Here is a 17,069-nt window from a genome sequence, read left to right as displayed (position 1 = left end):
AGGGGCTTCAGCGGCCGGAGCGCTGGACCTCTTCGCCGTAGGTCACGTCCCAGTCCGCGTGACCGAAGGTGTAGAGGTCACCGCCCAGGAGGGGGTTCAGGCCGAGCGGCCCCAGGTCCTGCGCGTTCTCCGCGCCCCGGAGCTTGCTCAGCGGGCCCGCGCCGAAGTAGCGGCCCAGGTCCCAGTCCGTGTCGTGGCACATGGCGATGCGGCTCGCGACCCCGGGGTACTCGCCGGTGGGGAGGATGTTGGGGCCGTTGCCGGCGGTGCCGCCGAAGGGGTCGAAGCGCATCCACCAGTCCGCGGGAATCTGGCCGCCGGTGCGGGCGCTGGCGGCCTCCGCCCAGGCGACGTGCGACGGGGAGCCGTAGTAGCCCTGGGCCTTCGACCACTCCTGGAGCGACGCGTAGCCCGCCGCGCGCATGTCCGCGCCATAGGCCTTCTCGTCATCCGCGAGCTTCTCCGCCGACGCGCGGTCCAGCTCCGCCTGGAGCTGCCCCGGAGCGATGCCCAGGTCCAGCGGCTTGACGCGGATCTCGATGTACTGGTGCACCGTGCTGCCCCACGGTCCGTCGGCGACGCCCGTCTCCACACGGATGGTGCGCTTGCCGTCCTGGGCGCGTCCGTCCCGGCGGGTGACGGCCTGCGCTTGCGCCTGTCGCGGCGGGGGGACGTCCAGGGACACCGGCGGGCGCGTCCCGGCCTTCGACACGTCCATCCCGTCCGCGACCGGGTAGGGCGCCTGCGGCCGGACCGCGTTGGTAACACGCGGCGCGGCGGCGGGCTCCGTGCGGACGGAGGACGGCACGGGGGACGAGGCGGGCCTGGAGGAGACCTTGGACATACAGGGTTATCGGACGGAGCCGGCCGGAAGTTGAGCCGCCCTGAAGTGCCAGCCCGCTCAGTCGTCCGGGGTGGCGGCTTCGCCCCAGGGGCCGTCCTTCAACCGCAGGTGACGGCGCAGGGTGCTCGCGAGCCAGGCGGCATCGCCTTCGGACTCGAAGCCGCTCGCCAGCGTCAGCGTCTGGCCCTCACGCGTCCTCGCTTGCAGGGCGAAGCGGCGCAGGACGAGCAGCCCCTTGCCGCCCTTGCGCGTGAAGGCGTGCACCTTGAGGGAGTCCAGGGTGCGCACGTCCACGGTGGCGGCGCTGAAGATGGGCAGCGGCCTGGACGTGATGCGCAGCGTGTCGCCCTTCACCTCCACCCAGGTGAGGTTGAAGGCCGCGGCGAAAGCCGGGTAGAGGCCCATGAGCACGACCCCGCCCACACAGCTCCACCCGAGCACGCCGAGGTTGGCGACCATGTCGGGGAACCGGACGGCGCAGAGCACCGCCACGAGGAGGATGCCCAGCACCGCGTACATCGCGTCGAAGGACGGCGCGGCCCACCCGATGCGCAGCGTCCCGTCATCCCGCTCCACGAGGAAGTTGGGAGGCGCCACGGAGACCGCGCCCTGGGACACGGCCGGCGGCCCTCCGGTCGCGGCGGCCGGGCCTCCCACGCGGCGGAAGCTGCCGTTGTCGCGCACGTGGTACGTCACGCCGCAGCTCCGGCAGGTGAGAAGGACATGGCCGGGCGCCGAGCCCGGAAGTGGCGTGCCACACTGCTCACATCGGGCCTGCATCGCGGCCTCCCGGACGCGAAGCCTAGCCGGGAATCCAGCCCTGCGCCGCCTGACGTCCCGGGCACGCGCCCCTATAGTCGTCCCCATGAAGGACGCATCCACCCCGCTCCGCTCCATCGTCGCCCGGCCCCTGACTCCGGAGGGCTTCGCTCCTTTCGGGGACGTCGTGTCCGCGGGACTCAAGAGCGGTGCTTCGGCGAACCAGGGCACCGCGGTGCGGTTCGACTGGTCCGCGCGGCTGGAGAACGGCCGGCCGGGTGCGAAGCCCAACCTCGCGGTGTTCCGCTCCGTGCCGCAGCCGCTTCCCTTCACCGTGAAGCTGCTGGAACACCATCCCCAGTCGAGCCAGGCGTTCCTGCCCATGCGCTGCTCGCGCTTCCTGGTGTGCGTCGCGCCGGCCGCGCCCTCTGGCGGCCCGGACCTGGACGGGCTCGTCGCGTTCGTCTGCGGCCCCGGCCAGGGCGTGAACTACCACCGGGGCGTGTGGCACCACCCCATCGTGGCGCTCGACGCGCCGGCCGAGTTCGCGATGCTGGCGTGGGAGGACGGGAGCGCGGAGGACTGCGTCGTGCGGCAGTTCTCCACGCAGGTCTCCGTCGTCGTCGCGGACTGACGGGTCCCCTACCCCGCGGTCTTCGGCTGACGCGCGAGCCACGCGCGCCACTCGTCCGCGGTCTCGTACGCTTCGCCGGAGAGCTTCTTCAGCACCAGGACCGCGGGCTCGCGGTTGATGGGCAACGTGAGCGCGGACATCCGCACGAGCTGATCTCCCAGTTGGCGGATGAGCCCGGCCCGCTGCGCCTTCAGTGCCTCTGGTGACAGGTCCTCCAGCAGGTAGGAGAGCAGGAAGGTCGCCTTGTTGCGGTCGGTCGCCGCCGGCATCGTCACCGCGTCCGCCACCGTGGCCACGTCCACCAGGGGCTTCGTCGCGGCTTCCTGCGTCGCGGTCAGCACGCGCAGCACGCCGTTGCGCACGGAGGACTGCGAATCCCGGACGAAGGGTTGCAGCCGGCGCACGGTCTCCTCGGGCGTGGGGGCGTAGGCCAGCAGGTAGGCCGCCGCGACCCGCTTCTCCGCGTCCGCCTCCTCACGCAGGACGGTGGTCAGCGCGTCCAGCTGCCCTGGCACCTTCGCGAGGAACTCCGGCTCGAAGGCCGCGAGGTCCGGATGGCCGAACCCACCGACACAGCTGGCGACCTTGCAGCTGGAGTCCTCCGACAGCTTCCCTTGCATCTGGAGCCGCTGGAGGCGCTGCACATAGTCGTTCCACCGGGCGAGCAGTCCTTCCGGATCCGCCGGGTGCCCCTTGGGCTCGGGGAGGAAGTTCAGCCGGCCCGCGTCCTCGGCATCCACCATGTCCATCACCACGAAGGCGGTGCCCTTGCGCTCCGCGGCGAAGTAGATGGACATGCCCACGTGGGCGTAGGCGAGGCCGTATTGCTCACGCAGCGCCGCCTCCTTCTGCTTGAAGATGGCGGCGCTGTGCACGATGGGCTTGCCCACCTCCAGCCCCAGCAGCCGCTGGACCGTCTCCCGGTCCACCTTCCGCGAACCAAAGGCATCCACGCCCATGAGCGTCATCGTCATGAAGGGCGCCTCGGGCGCCTTCGCCAGGTTGGCGCGCGCCTCCGCGACGATGCCGCTCCACGCGGGCAGCGCATGCAGCGGCGCCAGCTCCGGGTCGTACTCGAGATGATCCGCGTCGTAGTAGCCGCCCTGGACCGCGCGCTTCAGCACGTCCACGGCCGCGTCCGCATGCCCCGCGAGCGACGCGCACCCCGCGGCGCGATACAGGGACTCCGCGCGGTCCGGTCCCTCCTCGTACGCCTCGCCGGAGGCGCGGAAGCGCTCCGCGCACCGCTCGAAGTCCAGCGCTTCATAGGCCTGCTCCGCCTCCGCCGAGAGCTGCTGGGCCCGCGAAGCCAGGTCAGGCTCCGTTGAGCCCGCCGTCTTCGGCGAGTGCGCACAGCCCGTGCCCAACGCAACCAATCCCAGCGCCATCACGAATCGCATCGCGACCCACCTTTTGTGAAAGCGCGTATCTCATGCAAGCTGCGAGCAGGTTTCAAGGAGCGCCCCGCCATGGCCAATGCCATCTCGAAGACCGCCTATTACACCCTGGCCTGCCGGGCCGAGGACGCACGCCAGCCCCGGCCCCTGTGCGGTGACACCTTCGCCTCCCGCTTCATGGATGACGAGGCGCGGCAGGTCTGGTCCCGCTTCCAGTCCTTCCGCGAGGCCAACCAGAGCAACGCCGCGCGGCATCAGATCATCGACGCGCGGGTGCAGGAGGAGCTGGACCGCGCCCCCGACGCGCGGGTGGTGGTGCTGGGCGCGGGCTTCGACACGCGCGCCTACCGGCTTCGCGGCGGCCGGTGGCTGGAGGTGGACGAGCCCGCCATCATCACGCTCAAGGACGCGAAGCTGCCGGTGACGGAGGCGCGCAACCCGCTGGAGCGAATCTCCATCGACTTCGCGGCGGAGTCGCTGGCCCGGAAGCTGGCGCCCTACCAGGACTCACGCCGCACGCACGTCATCATCGAGGGCGTGATCATGTACCTGTCGAACGCGCAGCGCCGGGACATGTTCGCGGTGCTGGCCCAGGTGTTCCCCCACCACGCCGTGTACTGCGACCTCATGCGCGCCACCTTCCAGCGCGAGTACAGCCGCGAGCTGCACGAGGTGCTGGCCAGCATGGGCGCGTCCTTCCAGGACATGACGGACACGCCGGAGGCCAGCCTGCTGGACGCGGGCTACACGCTCGCGTCCTCCACCTCCGTCCCGCTGCGCGCGCTGGAGCTGGCCGGCAAGCGCGTCCCGGCGTTCATCGTCCGCCGGTTCATGCCCAAGGTCCGCGACGGCTACGGCATCTGGAAGTTCGAGCGGCGCTGACGCCTCACTTCGCCTTCGGCGCCGGGGAAGACTGCCCCAGCGCCACGCTCCCCAGGATGAGGGTGCCGGACACCAGCATGGTGGGCGTCAGCGGCTCGCCCAGCAGCAGCCAGGCCCAGGTCAGCGCGAACAGCGGCACCAGGTAGGTGACGACGGCGGCGCGCGGCGCGCCGATGCGCTGGATGAGGCGGTAGAACACCGCGTACCCGAAGCCGGTGCAGATGACGCCCAGGGCCGCCGCCGCCAGCCAGGCCCGCATGCCAATGGGCTCCGCGGGCCACAGGGCCACCGCGAAGGGCAGCATCAGCACCGCGCCGCTGGCCAGCGTGGCGGCGGCGACCGCGGCGGCCGGCAGCCCGGTGAAGTGGCGGCGCACCAGGTTCGAGCCGATTCCGTAGAGGAACGCGCCGGTGGTCCCCGCCGCCACGGCCCAGGCGACGCTCGCGCCCGCGGACTTGCCGCTGGCCAGCACCACCACTCCGGAGAAGCCCACGAACAGCGCCACCGCGCGCCGGCCCCCGATGCGCTCGCCGTAGAAGAGGAACGCCACCAGGGCGGTGAAGAGCACCGCCATGCTGTTGGTGATGGCCCCGACGCCCGCGGGGGCCTGCCGCGCGGCCCAGGCGAACAGCGAGAAGGGCACCGCCGCGTTGATGACGCCCACCAGCGCCAGCCGGGGCCACAGCTCGGGACGGATGGCCGAGCGCGCGCGCCAGAGGAAGGGCATCAGCACCGCCGCGCCCAGCACCAGGCGCAGCGCCACCAGGGGAATGGGGCCGAAGGCCGGCGCCGCGATGCGCAGGAACAGGAAGGACGTGCCCCAGATGGCGGCCAGCCCCCCCAGCTCCAGGGGCGTGAGCCACGCCCGGTTGAGGGTGGGAGTGGCGACGTGGGGATGGGTGGGAACGGATGCGCTCATGGCGGCCCCCTCGGACAAGGAAGGAATCTGATTTCTGTCTGGCCCTTTCTTCACGCCGCCACCTCCGCTTCACAAGCGCATCCTTTCCGTGCCAGACATGAGCCAGATTTGAGGCTCGGCCCATGACCCTGCGCACCGACCTGCTCCCCGCCCTGGCGGCCTTCGAGTCCGCCGCCCGCCACCAGAACTTCGCCCGCGCGGCGGAGGAGCTGCACCTGACCGCCAGCGCGGTCAGCCACCACGTCCGCAAGCTGGAGGACCGGCTGGGCGTCGTGCTCTTCCAGCGGCATGCCCGGGGCGTGGCGCTGACAGCCGAGGGGCGCCAGTTGGCGGACGCCGCCAGCACCGCGCTGTCGGACATGGACAACGTGCTGGGGGGCCTCAAGCGCTCACAGGACGAGGCCGCGGTGGTGCGCGTCACCACCGTGCACTCGCTGACGTACGCGTGGCTGCTGCCGCGCATGCCCGGCTTCACGGCCCAGCACCCGAACGTGCGGATCCACGTGGACACGGAGATGGCGCTCACCCGCTTCGACGAGGGCGGGCCGGACCTGGGCATCCGCTATGGCCAGCCCCCCTGGCCGGGCCTGAGCGCGCAGCCGCTCATGGACGACGCCCTCTTCCCCGTGGCCTCCCCGCGGCTCGCGGGCCTCGAGCACGTGCGCGAGGCGGCGGACGTGGCGAAGCTGCCGCTCATCGCGGACCTCTCCCGCCAGGGCTGGCAGGACTGGTTCCGCTCGGCGGGCGTGCGCGGGGCGCGGTTCGAGGAGCGCTACAGCTTCAGCGACACCACCGGCGCGCTGATGGCCGCGGTGCAGGGGCTGGGCGCGGCGCTGGCGCGCGAGAAGATCGCCACGCCCTACTTCTCGGACAGCCGGCTCATCCGGCTGCCCGGGCCCATCGTGCCCACGCGCGCCAGCTACTTCGTGGTCCATCCCTCGCACCGGCGGCTGCGCCCGGCCGCGCGCCTCTTCGTGGACTGGCTCCTGACCCAGCGCGACCGCCCGGACCCGCCCGTTCCGGCCGCGACGCCCGGCGCCGCACCGTCACGCCGGAAAGTTCCCCAATGACAGTCAGCGCCCCGGGGTGACGCCAAACCCTCCCAACGCCTGCGTTTACTTGTCTGGGAAGGAGGGCCAGACTCGCCGCGCCGTCCCCTCACGAGGAGCACACATGCGCAAGCTGGTGAAGTCCCTGCTGTCGGTCTCGGCTGTCCTGTCGCTGGCCCCCTCGGCTGCCTTTGCCCTGCCGCCCCAGTGCAGCTACCTGGGCTGTCGCACGCAGGAGTGCGACGCGTACTGCTACATCGGGCTCACGGAGACGACGTGCGGTGATTACACGAACTATCAGTCCTGCGGCGGTGCCGCCGTTGCCCCCACCACCACGGCCTCGGTGAGCGCGGACGAGTCCCGCCAGGCCGAGGACGCCGCGCAGGTGTGCAGCGAGGAGCACCCCGCCGCCGAGCAGGCCGTCACCGCCGGCACCTGAGCCGCGGTCCGCTTCCTCGCGAGGCCCGGGCTTGCATGGCCGGGCCTCGCGATCGTTCACGCCAAGACACGTATCGGCCGTGCGCTCCAAGGGTGAGCCCCCCTTCGTCGAGCGCCGCCCTCCCGCCGGCCCCCAGGCAGCCTGGCATCCCTCGCGCTTTCGCTTGTGCCCGTGCCCCCTGGCCCGTAGGTTGCGGGGAGATATATGGGCTCCCATTCAAATCGAGCGCCGCCGCCCGCGGACGTGCCTGGCGAGGTGCGCGCTGCGATGGACGGCGTGCGGCGGCTGGTACGGCTGCTGCGGGTCTCCGCTCGCGCTTCCGAACGGCTGGTGGGCATCAGTGGCGCCCAGCTCTTCATCCTCCAGGAGCTGGCGGAGGCCGGGCCCTGCTCCATCAACACGCTCGCGGAGCGCACGCTCACGCACCAGAGCAGCGTGTCCGTCGTCGTCACGAAGCTGATTGAACAGGGGCTGGTGAGCCGCCGCCGCTCGGACGAGGACGGCCGCCGCGTGGAGGTAGCGCTGGAGCCCAAGGGGCGCGCGCTGATCCGCAAGGCGCCGCCCATGGCCCAGGCCCGGCTCATCTCCGGACTGCGTGGCCTGGAGCCGGACGTGCGCGCGGGGCTGGTCCAGGGGCTGGACGCGTGGGTGCGCGCGCTGGGGCTCGACGTGGATGAGGCCCCCCTCTTCTTCGAAGACGAATCCTCGCGCCCGTCGCGGCGCCGAAAGACACAGGAGCACACGGATGAAGAAGCCTGAGGTTGAACGCATCGAGGAGGGCCTGGGCGAGCGGCCTGATGAACGGGCCGGCCTGCCGGTGGCGCCGTCGATGGGCCCCGCGCTCGCCAGCCTGCGCACTCCTACATCCTCCGTGGCGGTGGACTCCCGCACGGTGTTCATCAGCGTCCTGGCGGTGGGGCTCGCGGTCGCCGCCGGCCTGGTGGCGCAGGGGCTGGGGACGCTCATCCACTTCGTCACGAACCTGGCCTTCTACGGGCGGCTGTCCCTGCAGCCGGTGTCTCCGGGCGACAACACGCTGGGCGGCTGGGTGGTGCTCGTGCCCGTGGCGGGCGCCATCATCGTGGGCCTGATGGCGCGCTACGGCTCGCGGGCCATCCGGGGCCACGGCATCCCGGAGGCCATGGAGCAGGTGCTCTTCAACCAGAGCCGCATCCCGCCCCGCATGACGCTGCTCAAGCCGCTGTCGTCGGCCATCGCCATCGGCACCGGCGGTCCGTTCGGCGCGGAGGGCCCCATCATCGCCACGGGCGGCGCGCTGGGGTCGCTGCTGGGCCAGGGGCTCCACGTCACGGCGGACGAGCGCAAGGCGCTGCTCGCCGCGGGCGCCGCCGCGGGCATGGCCGCCACGTTCGGCGCGCCGGTGTCCGCCGTGCTCCTCGCCGTGGAGCTGCTGCTCTTCGAGTTCAAGCCCCGCTCCGTCATCCCCGTGGCTTTGGCCACCGCGACCGCCACCGGCGTGCGCATCGCCTTCATGGGCGGCGCGCCCGCGTTCGCCATCCCGGACCTCACCGCGCCGTCCGGCACGGCGCTCGCGTTCTACGGGGTGCTGGGGCTCTTGATTGGCGCCGCGTCCGTGGTGTGCACGCGCGCGGTGTACTGGCTGGAGGACGCGTTCGAGAAGCTGCCCATCCACTGGATGTGGTGGCCCGCGCTGGGCGGCATCGTCGTGGGCGTGGTGGGCCTGGTGTCTCCGCGCACGCTGGGCGTGGGCTACACCAACATCGAGGACATCCTGTCCGGCCGCTTCGTGGGGACGGCGATGCTCGTCTTCTGCGCGCTCAAGTTCATCTCCTGGTCCATCGCACTGGGGAGCGGGACGTCCGGCGGCACGCTGGCCCCCCTCTTCACGCTGGGCGGCGGCCTGGGCTCCGGCCTGGGGCTGCTCGCCACGCAGTTGTTCCCCAGCCTGGGTGTGGACGTGCGCGTCGCGGCGCTGGTGGGCATGGCCGCCCTCTTCGCCGGGGCGTCGCGCGCGCTGCTGGCGTCGGTGGTGTTCGCCTTCGAAACGACGCGGCAGCCGATGGGCCTGCTGCCGCTGCTCGCCGGGTGCGCGGCGTCCTACCTCGTGTCCGCGCTGCTCATGCGCCACTCCATCATGACGGAGAAGCTGGCCCGTCGCGGCGTCCGCATCCCCACGGAGCTGGGCGCGGACGCGCTGGGCCAGGCGCTGGTGCGCGACCATGGCCTCAAGCCCGTGGTGACGCTGCAGGCGGACATGCCCCTGGAGGAGGTGCGCGCGTGGCTCACGTCCGACGCGGCGGGCTCCCGCCACCAGGGCTTCCCCGTCGTCTCCCGCGAAGGGGCGCTCGTGGGGGTCGTCACCCGCCGGGACCTGATGGATGGCCACGCGAGCGAAGGCCGGCGGATGCGGGACGTGGTGAAGCGGGCCCCGGCGGTCGTCTTCGATGACAGCTCCCTGCGTGAAGCGGCGGACCTGATGGTGGAGGAGGGCGTGGGCCGCCTGCCCGTCGTCTCCCGCGCGAAGCCGGAGCTCGTCGTGGGCATCCTCACGCGCAGCGACCTGCTCGCGGGCCACCGGCAGCGCCTGTCCAACGCCCGCACGCGGGAGCGCGGCATTGGCGGCGCGCGCTCCCCCACGCCCCGGCCCGCCTGAGCGCGGAGGCTCAGGTCGTCGCGGGGACCGGGGCCGGGCGAGCCTTCGCCTCCTGCTCCCCGCGCAGCGCCGCGAGCGTCTGACGGATGCCCTCCGCGTAGGGTGTCTTGGGCACCGTGCCCAGGAGGCCGCGCAGCGCGGAGTCGTCCATCAGCACGGGGTTCGTGAGCAGGTAGTACATCTCCACCAGCTCGCGCATGAAGGGGTGGAAGAGGCCCACCAGCCGCACCATCGTCTTCCCCATCGTCTTCATCCTCGGCGGGTGGCCCGCCTGCGCGTAGATCTCCTTCACCATCTCGCGCTGCGTGGTGGCGCCCGGGCCCGCCAGGTTCCAGAAGCGGCCGTACGCGCGCGGCTCGTCCATCAGCGCGGTGACGATGGGGCCCACGTCGTTGACGAAGACGAACTCATGCGGCGTGTCGAGCGGCCCGATGAGCGGCGCGCGCTTGCCCTGGTTCGCCGCGACGAAGGCGCTGTACAGGAAGCTGCGCTCCACGCCCGGCCCGTAGAAGTCCGGCAGCCGCAGGATGGTGCCCTTGATGGCGCCCGCCGCGTCCGCCTCCAGCAGCATGTCCTCCTGGGCCTTGCGCATACGGCCCTTGAAGGAGTTCGGCTCGCGCGGATGGGACTCCGACACCGTCGGGGTGCGCGGCATCCCGTATGGATACACCGTGCCGATGAGCACCACCCGCTCCACGCCCTCCGCGATGGCCGCGTCCAGCGTGCGGCGCATCAGCTCCGGGTGCAGGTGGAACTGCCAGTAGTTCACCCCCACCATGTAGATGATCGTCCGGACGCCCCGCGCGGCGGCCCGGATGGACGCCGGGTCGTCCGGATTCCACGTCACCACCTCCGCCCGCGGATCCGCGCCAAACTCCCTGCGCAGGCTGCTCTCCGAGCGTCCGACCACCCGGTACGGCCGGCCCTGCGCCTGGAGCGTCCGCGCCACGCTCTGCCCAATGACGCCCGAAGCGCCGAACAACGCCACCGTCTCCATGTCGTCCTCCCGGAAAAATGAACGTCCGATATTTTTATGAACACCGTTCTGTGAACACCGTTCATCTATTGCTGGCCGTTCGTTTCGTCAAGGCCTAACCTCGTGACATGGGCATCACGGAGCGCAAGGAGCGACAGCGGGCGGAGCTGCGGGAACACATCCTCCAGGTGGCTCGCGACATGGTGATGAAGGAGGGCTTTGGCGCGCTCTCCATGCGCAAGCTGGCGGACGCGGTGGAGTACGCACCGGCGACGCTCTACCTTCACTTCGAGAACCGCGACGCCATCGCACGCGAGCTGTGCGTGCGCGGCTTCCAGGAGCTGCTCGCGGTGCTGGAGCCCGCGGCCGCCGTGAAGGATTCAGCGGAGCGGCTGTCACGTCTGGCGGACGCGTACCTGGCCTTCGCCCTGAAGCACCCGGAGACCTACCGCCTCATCTTCATGGAGGACCCCAAGCTGTCCGAGGGCCTCTTCCAGGACAAGCAGGAAGGGGCGGGACCGAAGTCCTTCGCCCTGCTGGTGCGGGCCTTCGAGGACCTGAAGGCGGACGGACGGGCCCTGGAGAACACACCGGCCGAGGGATTGGCGGAGGTGTTCTGGGCGGGGCTGCACGGCATCATCAGCCTCAAGCTCACCTGCTCCGGGTTCCAGGGCGCACCGGCGGAGGCGCTGGTGAAGACGCTCGTCGCCACGCTGGTGCACGACGCGAAGCCCGCGCGGCGCTCGCGGTAGCGTCCGCCGGGAGCACTCAGGGCGCGGTGTACTCGCGTGGGCGGTAGCCCAGCCGGACCGCCTCCGTCTGTCCGTGCAGCAGCGGGTCCTGGTAGACGCAGACGCTCCCGGGCAGGTCCTCGCAACGCGGCGGCGTCATCCGTTCCATCACCTGGCGGATCAGCGCGTCGGACAGCTCCTGGCCCGCGAAGTATGCGGACCGCGCGTGGATGAACCGGGACAGGGCCAGGGGCGCGACCCAGGACGTCGTGGCCCGGGTGATGGGAAAGATGTCGACCCCAAAGGCATCCACCTGGAGCAGCGGCGTCCGGCTGTATTCGAAGGGCCGCTGTGGCAGCACGCCCGTATTCACATACAGGTCCACGTTGGCCTGCCCCGGCCATCCGCCCAGGTTCGCGTGCGCGCCCCGCCCTTCCGCGTCCAGCCCGGACTCGAGCACCGTGAAGAACCCCACCCGCAGCCGGTTGGGAAAGGCCTCCGACGCGGAGTCGAAGGGGTTGTCCTCCGGGCTCGCCACGTCGATGGCGGCCTGGGCCGTGAAGACACCCGGCGTGTTGAACAGCGCCGCGTAGATGGGCGCATAGGCGTCCAGCTTCGCACGCAGCACGCGGTCATCCGGAAGCGGCCCCTCGCAGGACGCGGACCAGTCCTGGCGCACCGAGGCCAGCGTCACGCCCGAGCTCAGGTTGACGTAGCGCACGCCGTGCGCCGCCATCAGCCCACGCACCCCTTCCGCGACGACTGACGCCTTCGCGCGCAGGCGCTCCATGGACTCGGGTGTGCCGGAGCCGTCGCAGAACTCCTCCGGGGCGAAGGTGGTGAAGCGCAGCGTGTCCAGCAGGACCAGGGGCTGGTGCGGATTCGTCTCCACCAGCAGCGAGAACACGAAGCTGCCATGGCCCACGCTCTCCATGACCTGGGAGGGATACGTCTCCCCAAGCGGTGCCGCGAGGGTGCGCAGTTGCTCCGCGGGGAGGAAGTCCGGCGTCGCGAACGACTGGAGCGTGCGGTGGAGCGTGGCGGGGAGGCGCCAGGAGAAGGGCACCGGCTCCAGCCGCCCCTGCGCGTCCGCCCGGAAGTAGCCCCGAAGGCGGTTCTGGTAGCGCAGCGCCCGGAGCGGCAGCGTGGGAAAGTCGTCGATGACGAGGATGGCTTCGCCGCTGTCGTGGCGCATCGCGAACGCGCCCGGGTCGTAGGCGAAGTCGCCCCACTCACACCCGGCACCGTCCGGCCGCTCCCGGAAGCACGTGTCCGCCCGGATGGCCTCGCGCGCCGCCTCCAGCCGCGCGGCCAGGTCCGTGGCCACGGGAGGGACGGACTCGCCACAGGCGCAGAGCGACCCCAGGAGCAGCGCGGAGGACCAGGACCAGCATGGGGCGGAGGGCATCACGGGCTCCAAGGCAGGACGGCGTCGTCAGACATACGGACCGGGCCCCGCGTCCGGGCACGACAAACCTCCCGCGTCCGACGACTCCAGCACTACCAGGAAAGCCCGTTTAAACTCATTTACCTATCATCTAGAATCTTTTGCGACGTCGCGGCCCCGGCGTTTCCGGGGTCGACCACCCCCGCAGTCACCAGGAGCAACCGGATGCTTCGTCGCACCGCCCTGGCCCTCGTCCTGTGCGCTACCTCCTGCACACAGGCCGACGGGCCTTCCGCCACAGAGTCCCCGCCCCCAGAGCAGCAGGAGGTCCACGGCCGGACCGAACAGGCCGTGGAATCCCTGGAGACGCCCAGCGAGCCGAACAGCATCCGGTTCCTGGAGCAGTCCTCGTTCGGCCCGAAGCTCGCGCGCGGCGTGGCACCCGCGCCCGTGGGCACCGTGGAGCACGTGATGGCGGTCGGCATCACGCAGTCGCTCACGGAGCAGTTCGCGCTCCAGCCCGCCACGCCGTACGACGGGGAGAGCGCCCAGGACCTGGGCTCGCAGTTCTTCCAGCGCGCGGTGACGGGGGAGGATCAGCTCCGCCAGCGCGTGGCGTTCGCGCTCAGCCAGATCTTCGTCGTCTCCCAGAACGGCATCCCGGACTCCACGAGGACGCCGTACGTGGACTCCAAGGTGGCGGTCGCGGGGTACATGAACCTGCTGTCGCAGCATGCCTTCGGCGACTTCCGCGTGCTGCTGGAGGCCGTGACGAAGAACCCCGCCATGGGCCGCTACCTGGACATGGCGAACAACCGCGCCTTCGACTCGAAGGGCAACCCCATCGACCCGAACGAGAACTACGCGCGGGAGATGCTCCAGCTCTTCACCCTGGGCACGGACAAGCTGAACCAGGACGGCACCCCGCTGCTGGACGCCAACGGCAACCGGCAGCGCGCGTACAGCGAGGAGCAGGTGAAGGCCTTCGCGCACGCCCTGTCCGGCTGGACCTGGAACGCCACCGCGTGTCCGGCCCGGGGCGCCGCCATCAACACGCCCGACTACAAGAACCCGCTGATGCCCTGTAACGCCAACCACGACACGGACAGCCAGGTGCTCCTGCGCGGCGTCACCACCGCCGCGGGAGGCAGCATCACCACGCACCTGACCCAGGCGCTGAACAACGTCTTCAACGACCCCAACGTCCCGCCCTTCATCAGCAAGCAGCTCATCCAGCACCTGGTGACGAGCAACCCGACGCCCGCCTACGTCCGGCGCGTGGCCGCCGTCTTCAAGAACGACGGCACCGGCGCGCGCGGCAACCTCCAGGCGGTGGTGCGCGCCATCCTGGAGGACGACGAGGCGCGCGGCGCCCAGCCGCCCCTCGGCCTGCGGTCCGGCTTCGGCCACCTGCGCTCGCCCGCGCTGTTCGTCACGAACGTGGTCCGCTGGCTGGATCCCACGCTGGACACGGCCACCAAGGACCCGGGGCTGAAGCTGAGCAACTGGAGCAAGACGATGAACCAGTGGGTGACCCGCCCGCCCTCCGTCTTCAGCTTCTACCCGCCCACCGCGCCGCTGCCGGGCGTGGACGGCCTGGTCGGACCGGAGTTCGCCATCCTGGACACGGCCACCCTTACCGCCCGCGCCAACTTCCTCCACGAGTTCCTCTACTCCGGCGCCGCCGCCAACGCGGGCATCACCGTGGACTACGACCTGCTGCCCGCCACCAACGCGGACCTGGTCGCGTACATGGGCCGCTACTGGCTGCACGGCACGCTGGCGCCGGAGCTGGAGCAGAAGCTGCTGACGGCCATGGGTGACAGCCGGGCGAACACGGCCATCCGCAAGAAGAAGCTCGGGCTCTACCTGACGTTCCTCTCCCCCTCCTTCCAGATCCAGCGGTGAACCCCATGACCACCACCCGTCGCCAGTTCCTCCGGCGCGCCTCGCAGGGCCTGGGCTTCCTGGCCGCCGCCGCCGCCCTCCCCCGCTGGGTGGGCAATGCCCACGCCGCCAGCACCAGCGGCTACTCCGGCAGCCGCGTCGCCGTCTGCGTCTTCCTGCTGGGAGGCAACGACAGCAACAACATCCTCATCCCGCAGGACACCAACGCCTACGCGCAGTACCTGGCCGCCCGGCCCACCATTGGCCTGAAGACGGACCAACTGGACCTCATCAACCCCACGGGCCTGGCCGCCGGGTCCTTCGCCCTGCCCAAGACGCTGTCGAAGCTGCGCGCGCACTTCGAGGCGGGGCGCGCCGCGTTCGTGTGCAACGTGGGGCCGCTGGTGCTTCCCCTGAACAAGGCGGACTACCTGGCCGGCGGGACCTCCGTGCCGGAGAACCTCTTCTCCCACAGCGACCAGCAGGACGCCTGGGCCAGCGCGCTGGCCAACCCCGGCTCCAGCACCGCCACCGCCGACCTCAAGGTCACCGGCTGGGGCGGCCGCGCGGCGGACAAGCTCCACGTGCTCAACGCCAGCACACCGCCGGACTACCCGGAGGTGACCTCGTTCGGAGGCAAACCGCGCTTCTGCGCGGGCGTGGAGCGCAAGCCCATGATGGTGGCTGCCGACGGCACGCTCGCGTTCCGCACCCTCACCACCCCGCCCTCGGACTTCGACCTGCTCCAGCAGGCGGCGCTGGCGGACGTGATGACGGTGCAGGACGGCAACGTGCTGGAGACGGCCTACGCGGACGTGTTCACCACGGCGCAGACGTTCTCCTCCGCCCGCGCCGCCGCGCGCGACGCGGCGTGGGCGCAACTGCCCCAGGCCACCCGCGACGCCATCGACGGCTACTTCGTGCCCACGCTGCCGCCGGAGGAGACCGCGAAGTGGACGCTGCACACGCAGCTCTACCAGGTGGTGCGCGACCTGGTGGCGGGAGCGATGCCGGTGAGCAAGGCGGGCCTGGGCCTCAAGCGCCAGGTGTTCTCCGTGGGCTTCGGCTCCTTCGACACGCACCAGAACGAGGACGTGGACCATCCGAAGCTGCTGGCGCAGCTGGACTTCGCGCTCGACGCCTTCCAGCAGGCCGTGACGCTGCTGGAGACGCAGACCGCGTTCGGCGCCAACGCGCCCCAGGCGACGCTCTTCACCATGAGCGACTTCAACCGGACGCTGCTGGAGAACGGCGACAGCGGCACGGACCACGCCTGGGGTGGGCATGCCATCGTCCTGGGCAACCGCGTCGCGGGCAAGGCGCTCTACGGCACCTTCCCCAGCCTGGACCTGTCGGGCTCGCTGGAGGGCTCCACGGACGAGCGCGGCCGCTGGATTCCCACGCTCACCGTGGAGCAGTACGGCTGGACGCTGGCCTCCTGGCTGGGCCTGAACACCGCCGCCGAGCGCGACTACGTGTTCCCCAACCTCGCTGGCTACGTGGCGGACGCGGTGGCGCGCGGGTTCCCGGCGCAGGCACGCAGGTACAAGATCGCCTTCATGCAGGCGGACTGACGTGAAGGAAGGCCGCGGACCCCTCGCGGGTCCGCGGCTACTTCAGCTCCGCGAGGACGTCGAACACGGAGGGCCGGCGCGGCTTCCAGCCCAGGGCGCGGGCCCGCTTCGCGCGGATGCGGCTGTTGGACGCGAGCGCCAGCCGCCCCAGCTCCACGCCCCAGCGCTTCTCCCCCTCGGCCAGCGGCATGCTGGCCACGGGCAGGTGGAGGCTCTTGCCGATGGCCGTCACCACGTCCCGGAAGTTCGCCTCGCCGTTCTCCGCGAAGAAGAACGCCCCGGCCGGCGCGCGCTCCAGCACCAGGAGGTACAGGTCCGCCAGGTCCTCGATGTGCACGTTGGACCAGATGTTCTCCCCCTTCCCGATGTAGCGCGCCGTGCCCGTCTCGCGCGCGTACTGGATGAGCGGCGGCAGTTGCACGCTGTCCGGGTTCAGCCCCAGCCCCTTGCCGTAGATGAGGCACGGGCAGATGACGTTCGTGTGGATGCCGTCCTTCGCCGCGTCCAGCACGAGTCTGTCCAGCGCGATGCGCGCCACCTTCTCCGGCACGGGCTCGATGGGCGTGTCCTCGTCGTGCACGCCGGGGGTCAGCTCGCCGCCCGCGTCGGTGGCGACGATGCTGGAGCCGCTGGTGTGGATGAAGCGCTTGCCGGAGCCCTTCAGCGCGACGAGCAGCGCCTCCACCACCTTGCGCTCGTCCGCGGACGCCGCGTTGATGACGGCATCGGACTCCTTCGCCAGCCGCGCGAGCGCGTCCAGGTCATCGAACGAAGCGACCGTCGCCTGGATGCCGCGCGCCTCCAGCGCCCGCGCCTTGTCCGGGGTCCGGGCGGTGCCCACCACCTGATGGCCCGCCGCCATCAACCGCGCCGCCACCGACCCGCCGATGTACCCCGTCGCGCCCAACACGAAGACTTTCATGATCCGCTCCCGTGAATGGGAGGAAACCTGCGCT

At 71.2% G+C, this 17,069-nt stretch carries 16 protein-coding genes; 9 read left to right on the top strand and 7 right to left on the bottom strand.

What is annotated here, in order from left to right; genetic code table 11:
• Positions 1–7: 7 nt before the first annotated feature.
• Together JYK02_RS08450 and JYK02_RS08445 are read right to left on the bottom strand one after the other, a co-directional pair.
• Complete coding sequence (locus JYK02_RS08450) at positions 8–844, bottom strand: hypothetical protein (protein WP_207050379.1); 837 nt, start codon at positions 842–844, stop codon at positions 8–10.
• A gap of 57 nt (positions 845–901) precedes the next feature.
• Positions 902–1,540: a hypothetical protein gene (locus JYK02_RS08445; RefSeq protein WP_207050378.1), complete on the bottom strand. Its 639-nt coding sequence runs from the start codon at positions 1,538–1,540 to the stop codon at positions 902–904.
• A 169-nt stretch (positions 1,541–1,709) separates the two neighbouring features.
• On the opposite strand from JYK02_RS08445, the gene JYK02_RS08440 reads away from it, so the two are divergent.
• On the top strand, positions 1,710–2,237 hold the full coding sequence (locus JYK02_RS08440) for an ureidoglycolate lyase (protein WP_207050377.1): 528 nt from the start codon (positions 1,710–1,712) through the stop codon (positions 2,235–2,237).
• Positions 2,238–2,245: 8 nt separating this feature from the next.
• Here the strand turns inward: JYK02_RS08440 and JYK02_RS08435 are convergent, their stop codons facing one another.
• The gene (locus JYK02_RS08435; RefSeq protein ID WP_207050376.1) at positions 2,246–3,637 is read right to left on the bottom strand and encodes a hypothetical protein; all 1,392 of its coding nucleotides are present in this window, start codon (positions 3,635–3,637) and stop codon (positions 2,246–2,248) included.
• Between the two features lie 69 nt (positions 3,638–3,706).
• On the opposite strand from JYK02_RS08435, the gene JYK02_RS08430 reads away from it, so the two are divergent.
• Positions 3,707–4,516 (top strand): class I SAM-dependent methyltransferase, encoded by an 810-nt coding sequence (locus JYK02_RS08430; RefSeq protein WP_207050375.1) that lies wholly within the window; start codon positions 3,707–3,709, stop codon positions 4,514–4,516.
• Between the two features lie 4 nt (positions 4,517–4,520).
• Here JYK02_RS08430 and JYK02_RS08425 read toward each other — a convergent pair whose 3' ends face one another.
• Positions 4,521–5,435 carry a DMT family transporter gene (locus JYK02_RS08425; RefSeq protein WP_207050374.1) on the bottom strand — a complete coding sequence of 305 codons (915 nt, stop codon included), beginning with the start codon at positions 5,433–5,435 and terminating at the stop codon, positions 4,521–4,523.
• Positions 5,436–5,557: 122 nt separating this feature from the next.
• On the opposite strand from JYK02_RS08425, the gene JYK02_RS08420 reads away from it, so the two are divergent.
• The 4 genes from JYK02_RS08420 (at position 5,558) to JYK02_RS08405 (ending at position 9,558) form a co-directional block, all read left to right on the top strand.
• On the top strand, positions 5,558–6,505 hold the full coding sequence (locus JYK02_RS08420) for a LysR substrate-binding domain-containing protein (protein WP_207050373.1): 948 nt from the start codon (positions 5,558–5,560) through the stop codon (positions 6,503–6,505).
• 103 nt (positions 6,506–6,608) lie between these two features.
• The gene (locus JYK02_RS08415) at positions 6,609–6,923 is read left to right on the top strand and encodes a hypothetical protein (RefSeq protein ID WP_207050372.1); all 315 of its coding nucleotides are present in this window, start codon (positions 6,609–6,611) and stop codon (positions 6,921–6,923) included.
• A 204-nt stretch (positions 6,924–7,127) separates the two neighbouring features.
• On the top strand, positions 7,128–7,682 hold the full coding sequence (locus JYK02_RS08410) for a MarR family winged helix-turn-helix transcriptional regulator (protein ID WP_207050371.1): 555 nt from the start codon (positions 7,128–7,130) through the stop codon (positions 7,680–7,682).
• A complete protein-coding gene (locus tag JYK02_RS08405) occupies positions 7,669–9,558 on the top strand; it encodes a chloride channel protein (RefSeq protein WP_207050370.1) in 1,890 nt (629 codons plus the stop codon). The genes JYK02_RS08410 and JYK02_RS08405 overlap by 14 nt, the downstream gene beginning before the upstream one ends.
• Before the next feature lie 10 nt (positions 9,559–9,568).
• Here the strand turns inward: JYK02_RS08405 and JYK02_RS08400 are convergent, their stop codons facing one another.
• The gene (locus tag JYK02_RS08400) at positions 9,569–10,555 is read right to left on the bottom strand and encodes an NAD-dependent epimerase/dehydratase family protein (RefSeq protein ID WP_207050369.1); all 987 of its coding nucleotides are present in this window, start codon (positions 10,553–10,555) and stop codon (positions 9,569–9,571) included.
• Positions 10,556–10,662: 107 nt separating this feature from the next.
• On the opposite strand from JYK02_RS08400, the gene JYK02_RS08395 reads away from it, so the two are divergent.
• Positions 10,663–11,286 (top strand): TetR/AcrR family transcriptional regulator, encoded by a 624-nt coding sequence (locus JYK02_RS08395; RefSeq protein ID WP_207050368.1) that lies wholly within the window; start codon positions 10,663–10,665, stop codon positions 11,284–11,286.
• A gap of 16 nt (positions 11,287–11,302) precedes the next feature.
• Here the strand turns inward: JYK02_RS08395 and JYK02_RS08390 are convergent, their stop codons facing one another.
• Positions 11,303–12,673 carry a hypothetical protein gene (locus tag JYK02_RS08390; protein ID WP_207050367.1) on the bottom strand — a complete coding sequence of 457 codons (1,371 nt, stop codon included), beginning with the start codon at positions 12,671–12,673 and terminating at the stop codon, positions 11,303–11,305.
• A gap of 330 nt (positions 12,674–13,003) precedes the next feature.
• On the opposite strand from JYK02_RS08390, the gene JYK02_RS08385 reads away from it, so the two are divergent.
• Together JYK02_RS08385 and JYK02_RS08380 are read left to right on the top strand one after the other, a co-directional pair.
• A complete protein-coding gene (locus JYK02_RS08385; RefSeq protein ID WP_347402450.1) occupies positions 13,004–14,560 on the top strand; it encodes a DUF1800 domain-containing protein in 1,557 nt (518 codons plus the stop codon).
• A 5-nt stretch (positions 14,561–14,565) separates the two neighbouring features.
• Positions 14,566–16,113: a DUF1501 domain-containing protein gene (locus JYK02_RS08380; RefSeq protein WP_207050365.1), complete on the top strand. Its 1,548-nt coding sequence runs from the start codon at positions 14,566–14,568 to the stop codon at positions 16,111–16,113.
• A gap of 37 nt (positions 16,114–16,150) precedes the next feature.
• Here the strand turns inward: JYK02_RS08380 and JYK02_RS08375 are convergent, their stop codons facing one another.
• Entirely contained in the window at positions 16,151–17,035 is an 885-nt protein-coding gene (locus JYK02_RS08375) for an NAD-dependent epimerase/dehydratase family protein (protein WP_207050364.1), read from the bottom strand.
• Positions 17,036–17,069: the final 34 nt, after the last annotated feature.

Origin of the sequence: Corallococcus macrosporus (assembly GCF_017302985.1) — a bacterium.
GTDB lineage: Bacteria > Myxococcota > Myxococcia > Myxococcales > Myxococcaceae > Corallococcus > Corallococcus macrosporus_A.
Note: the sequence above shows the minus strand (reverse complement) of the source record. Positions and strands in the feature narration are given on the sequence as shown.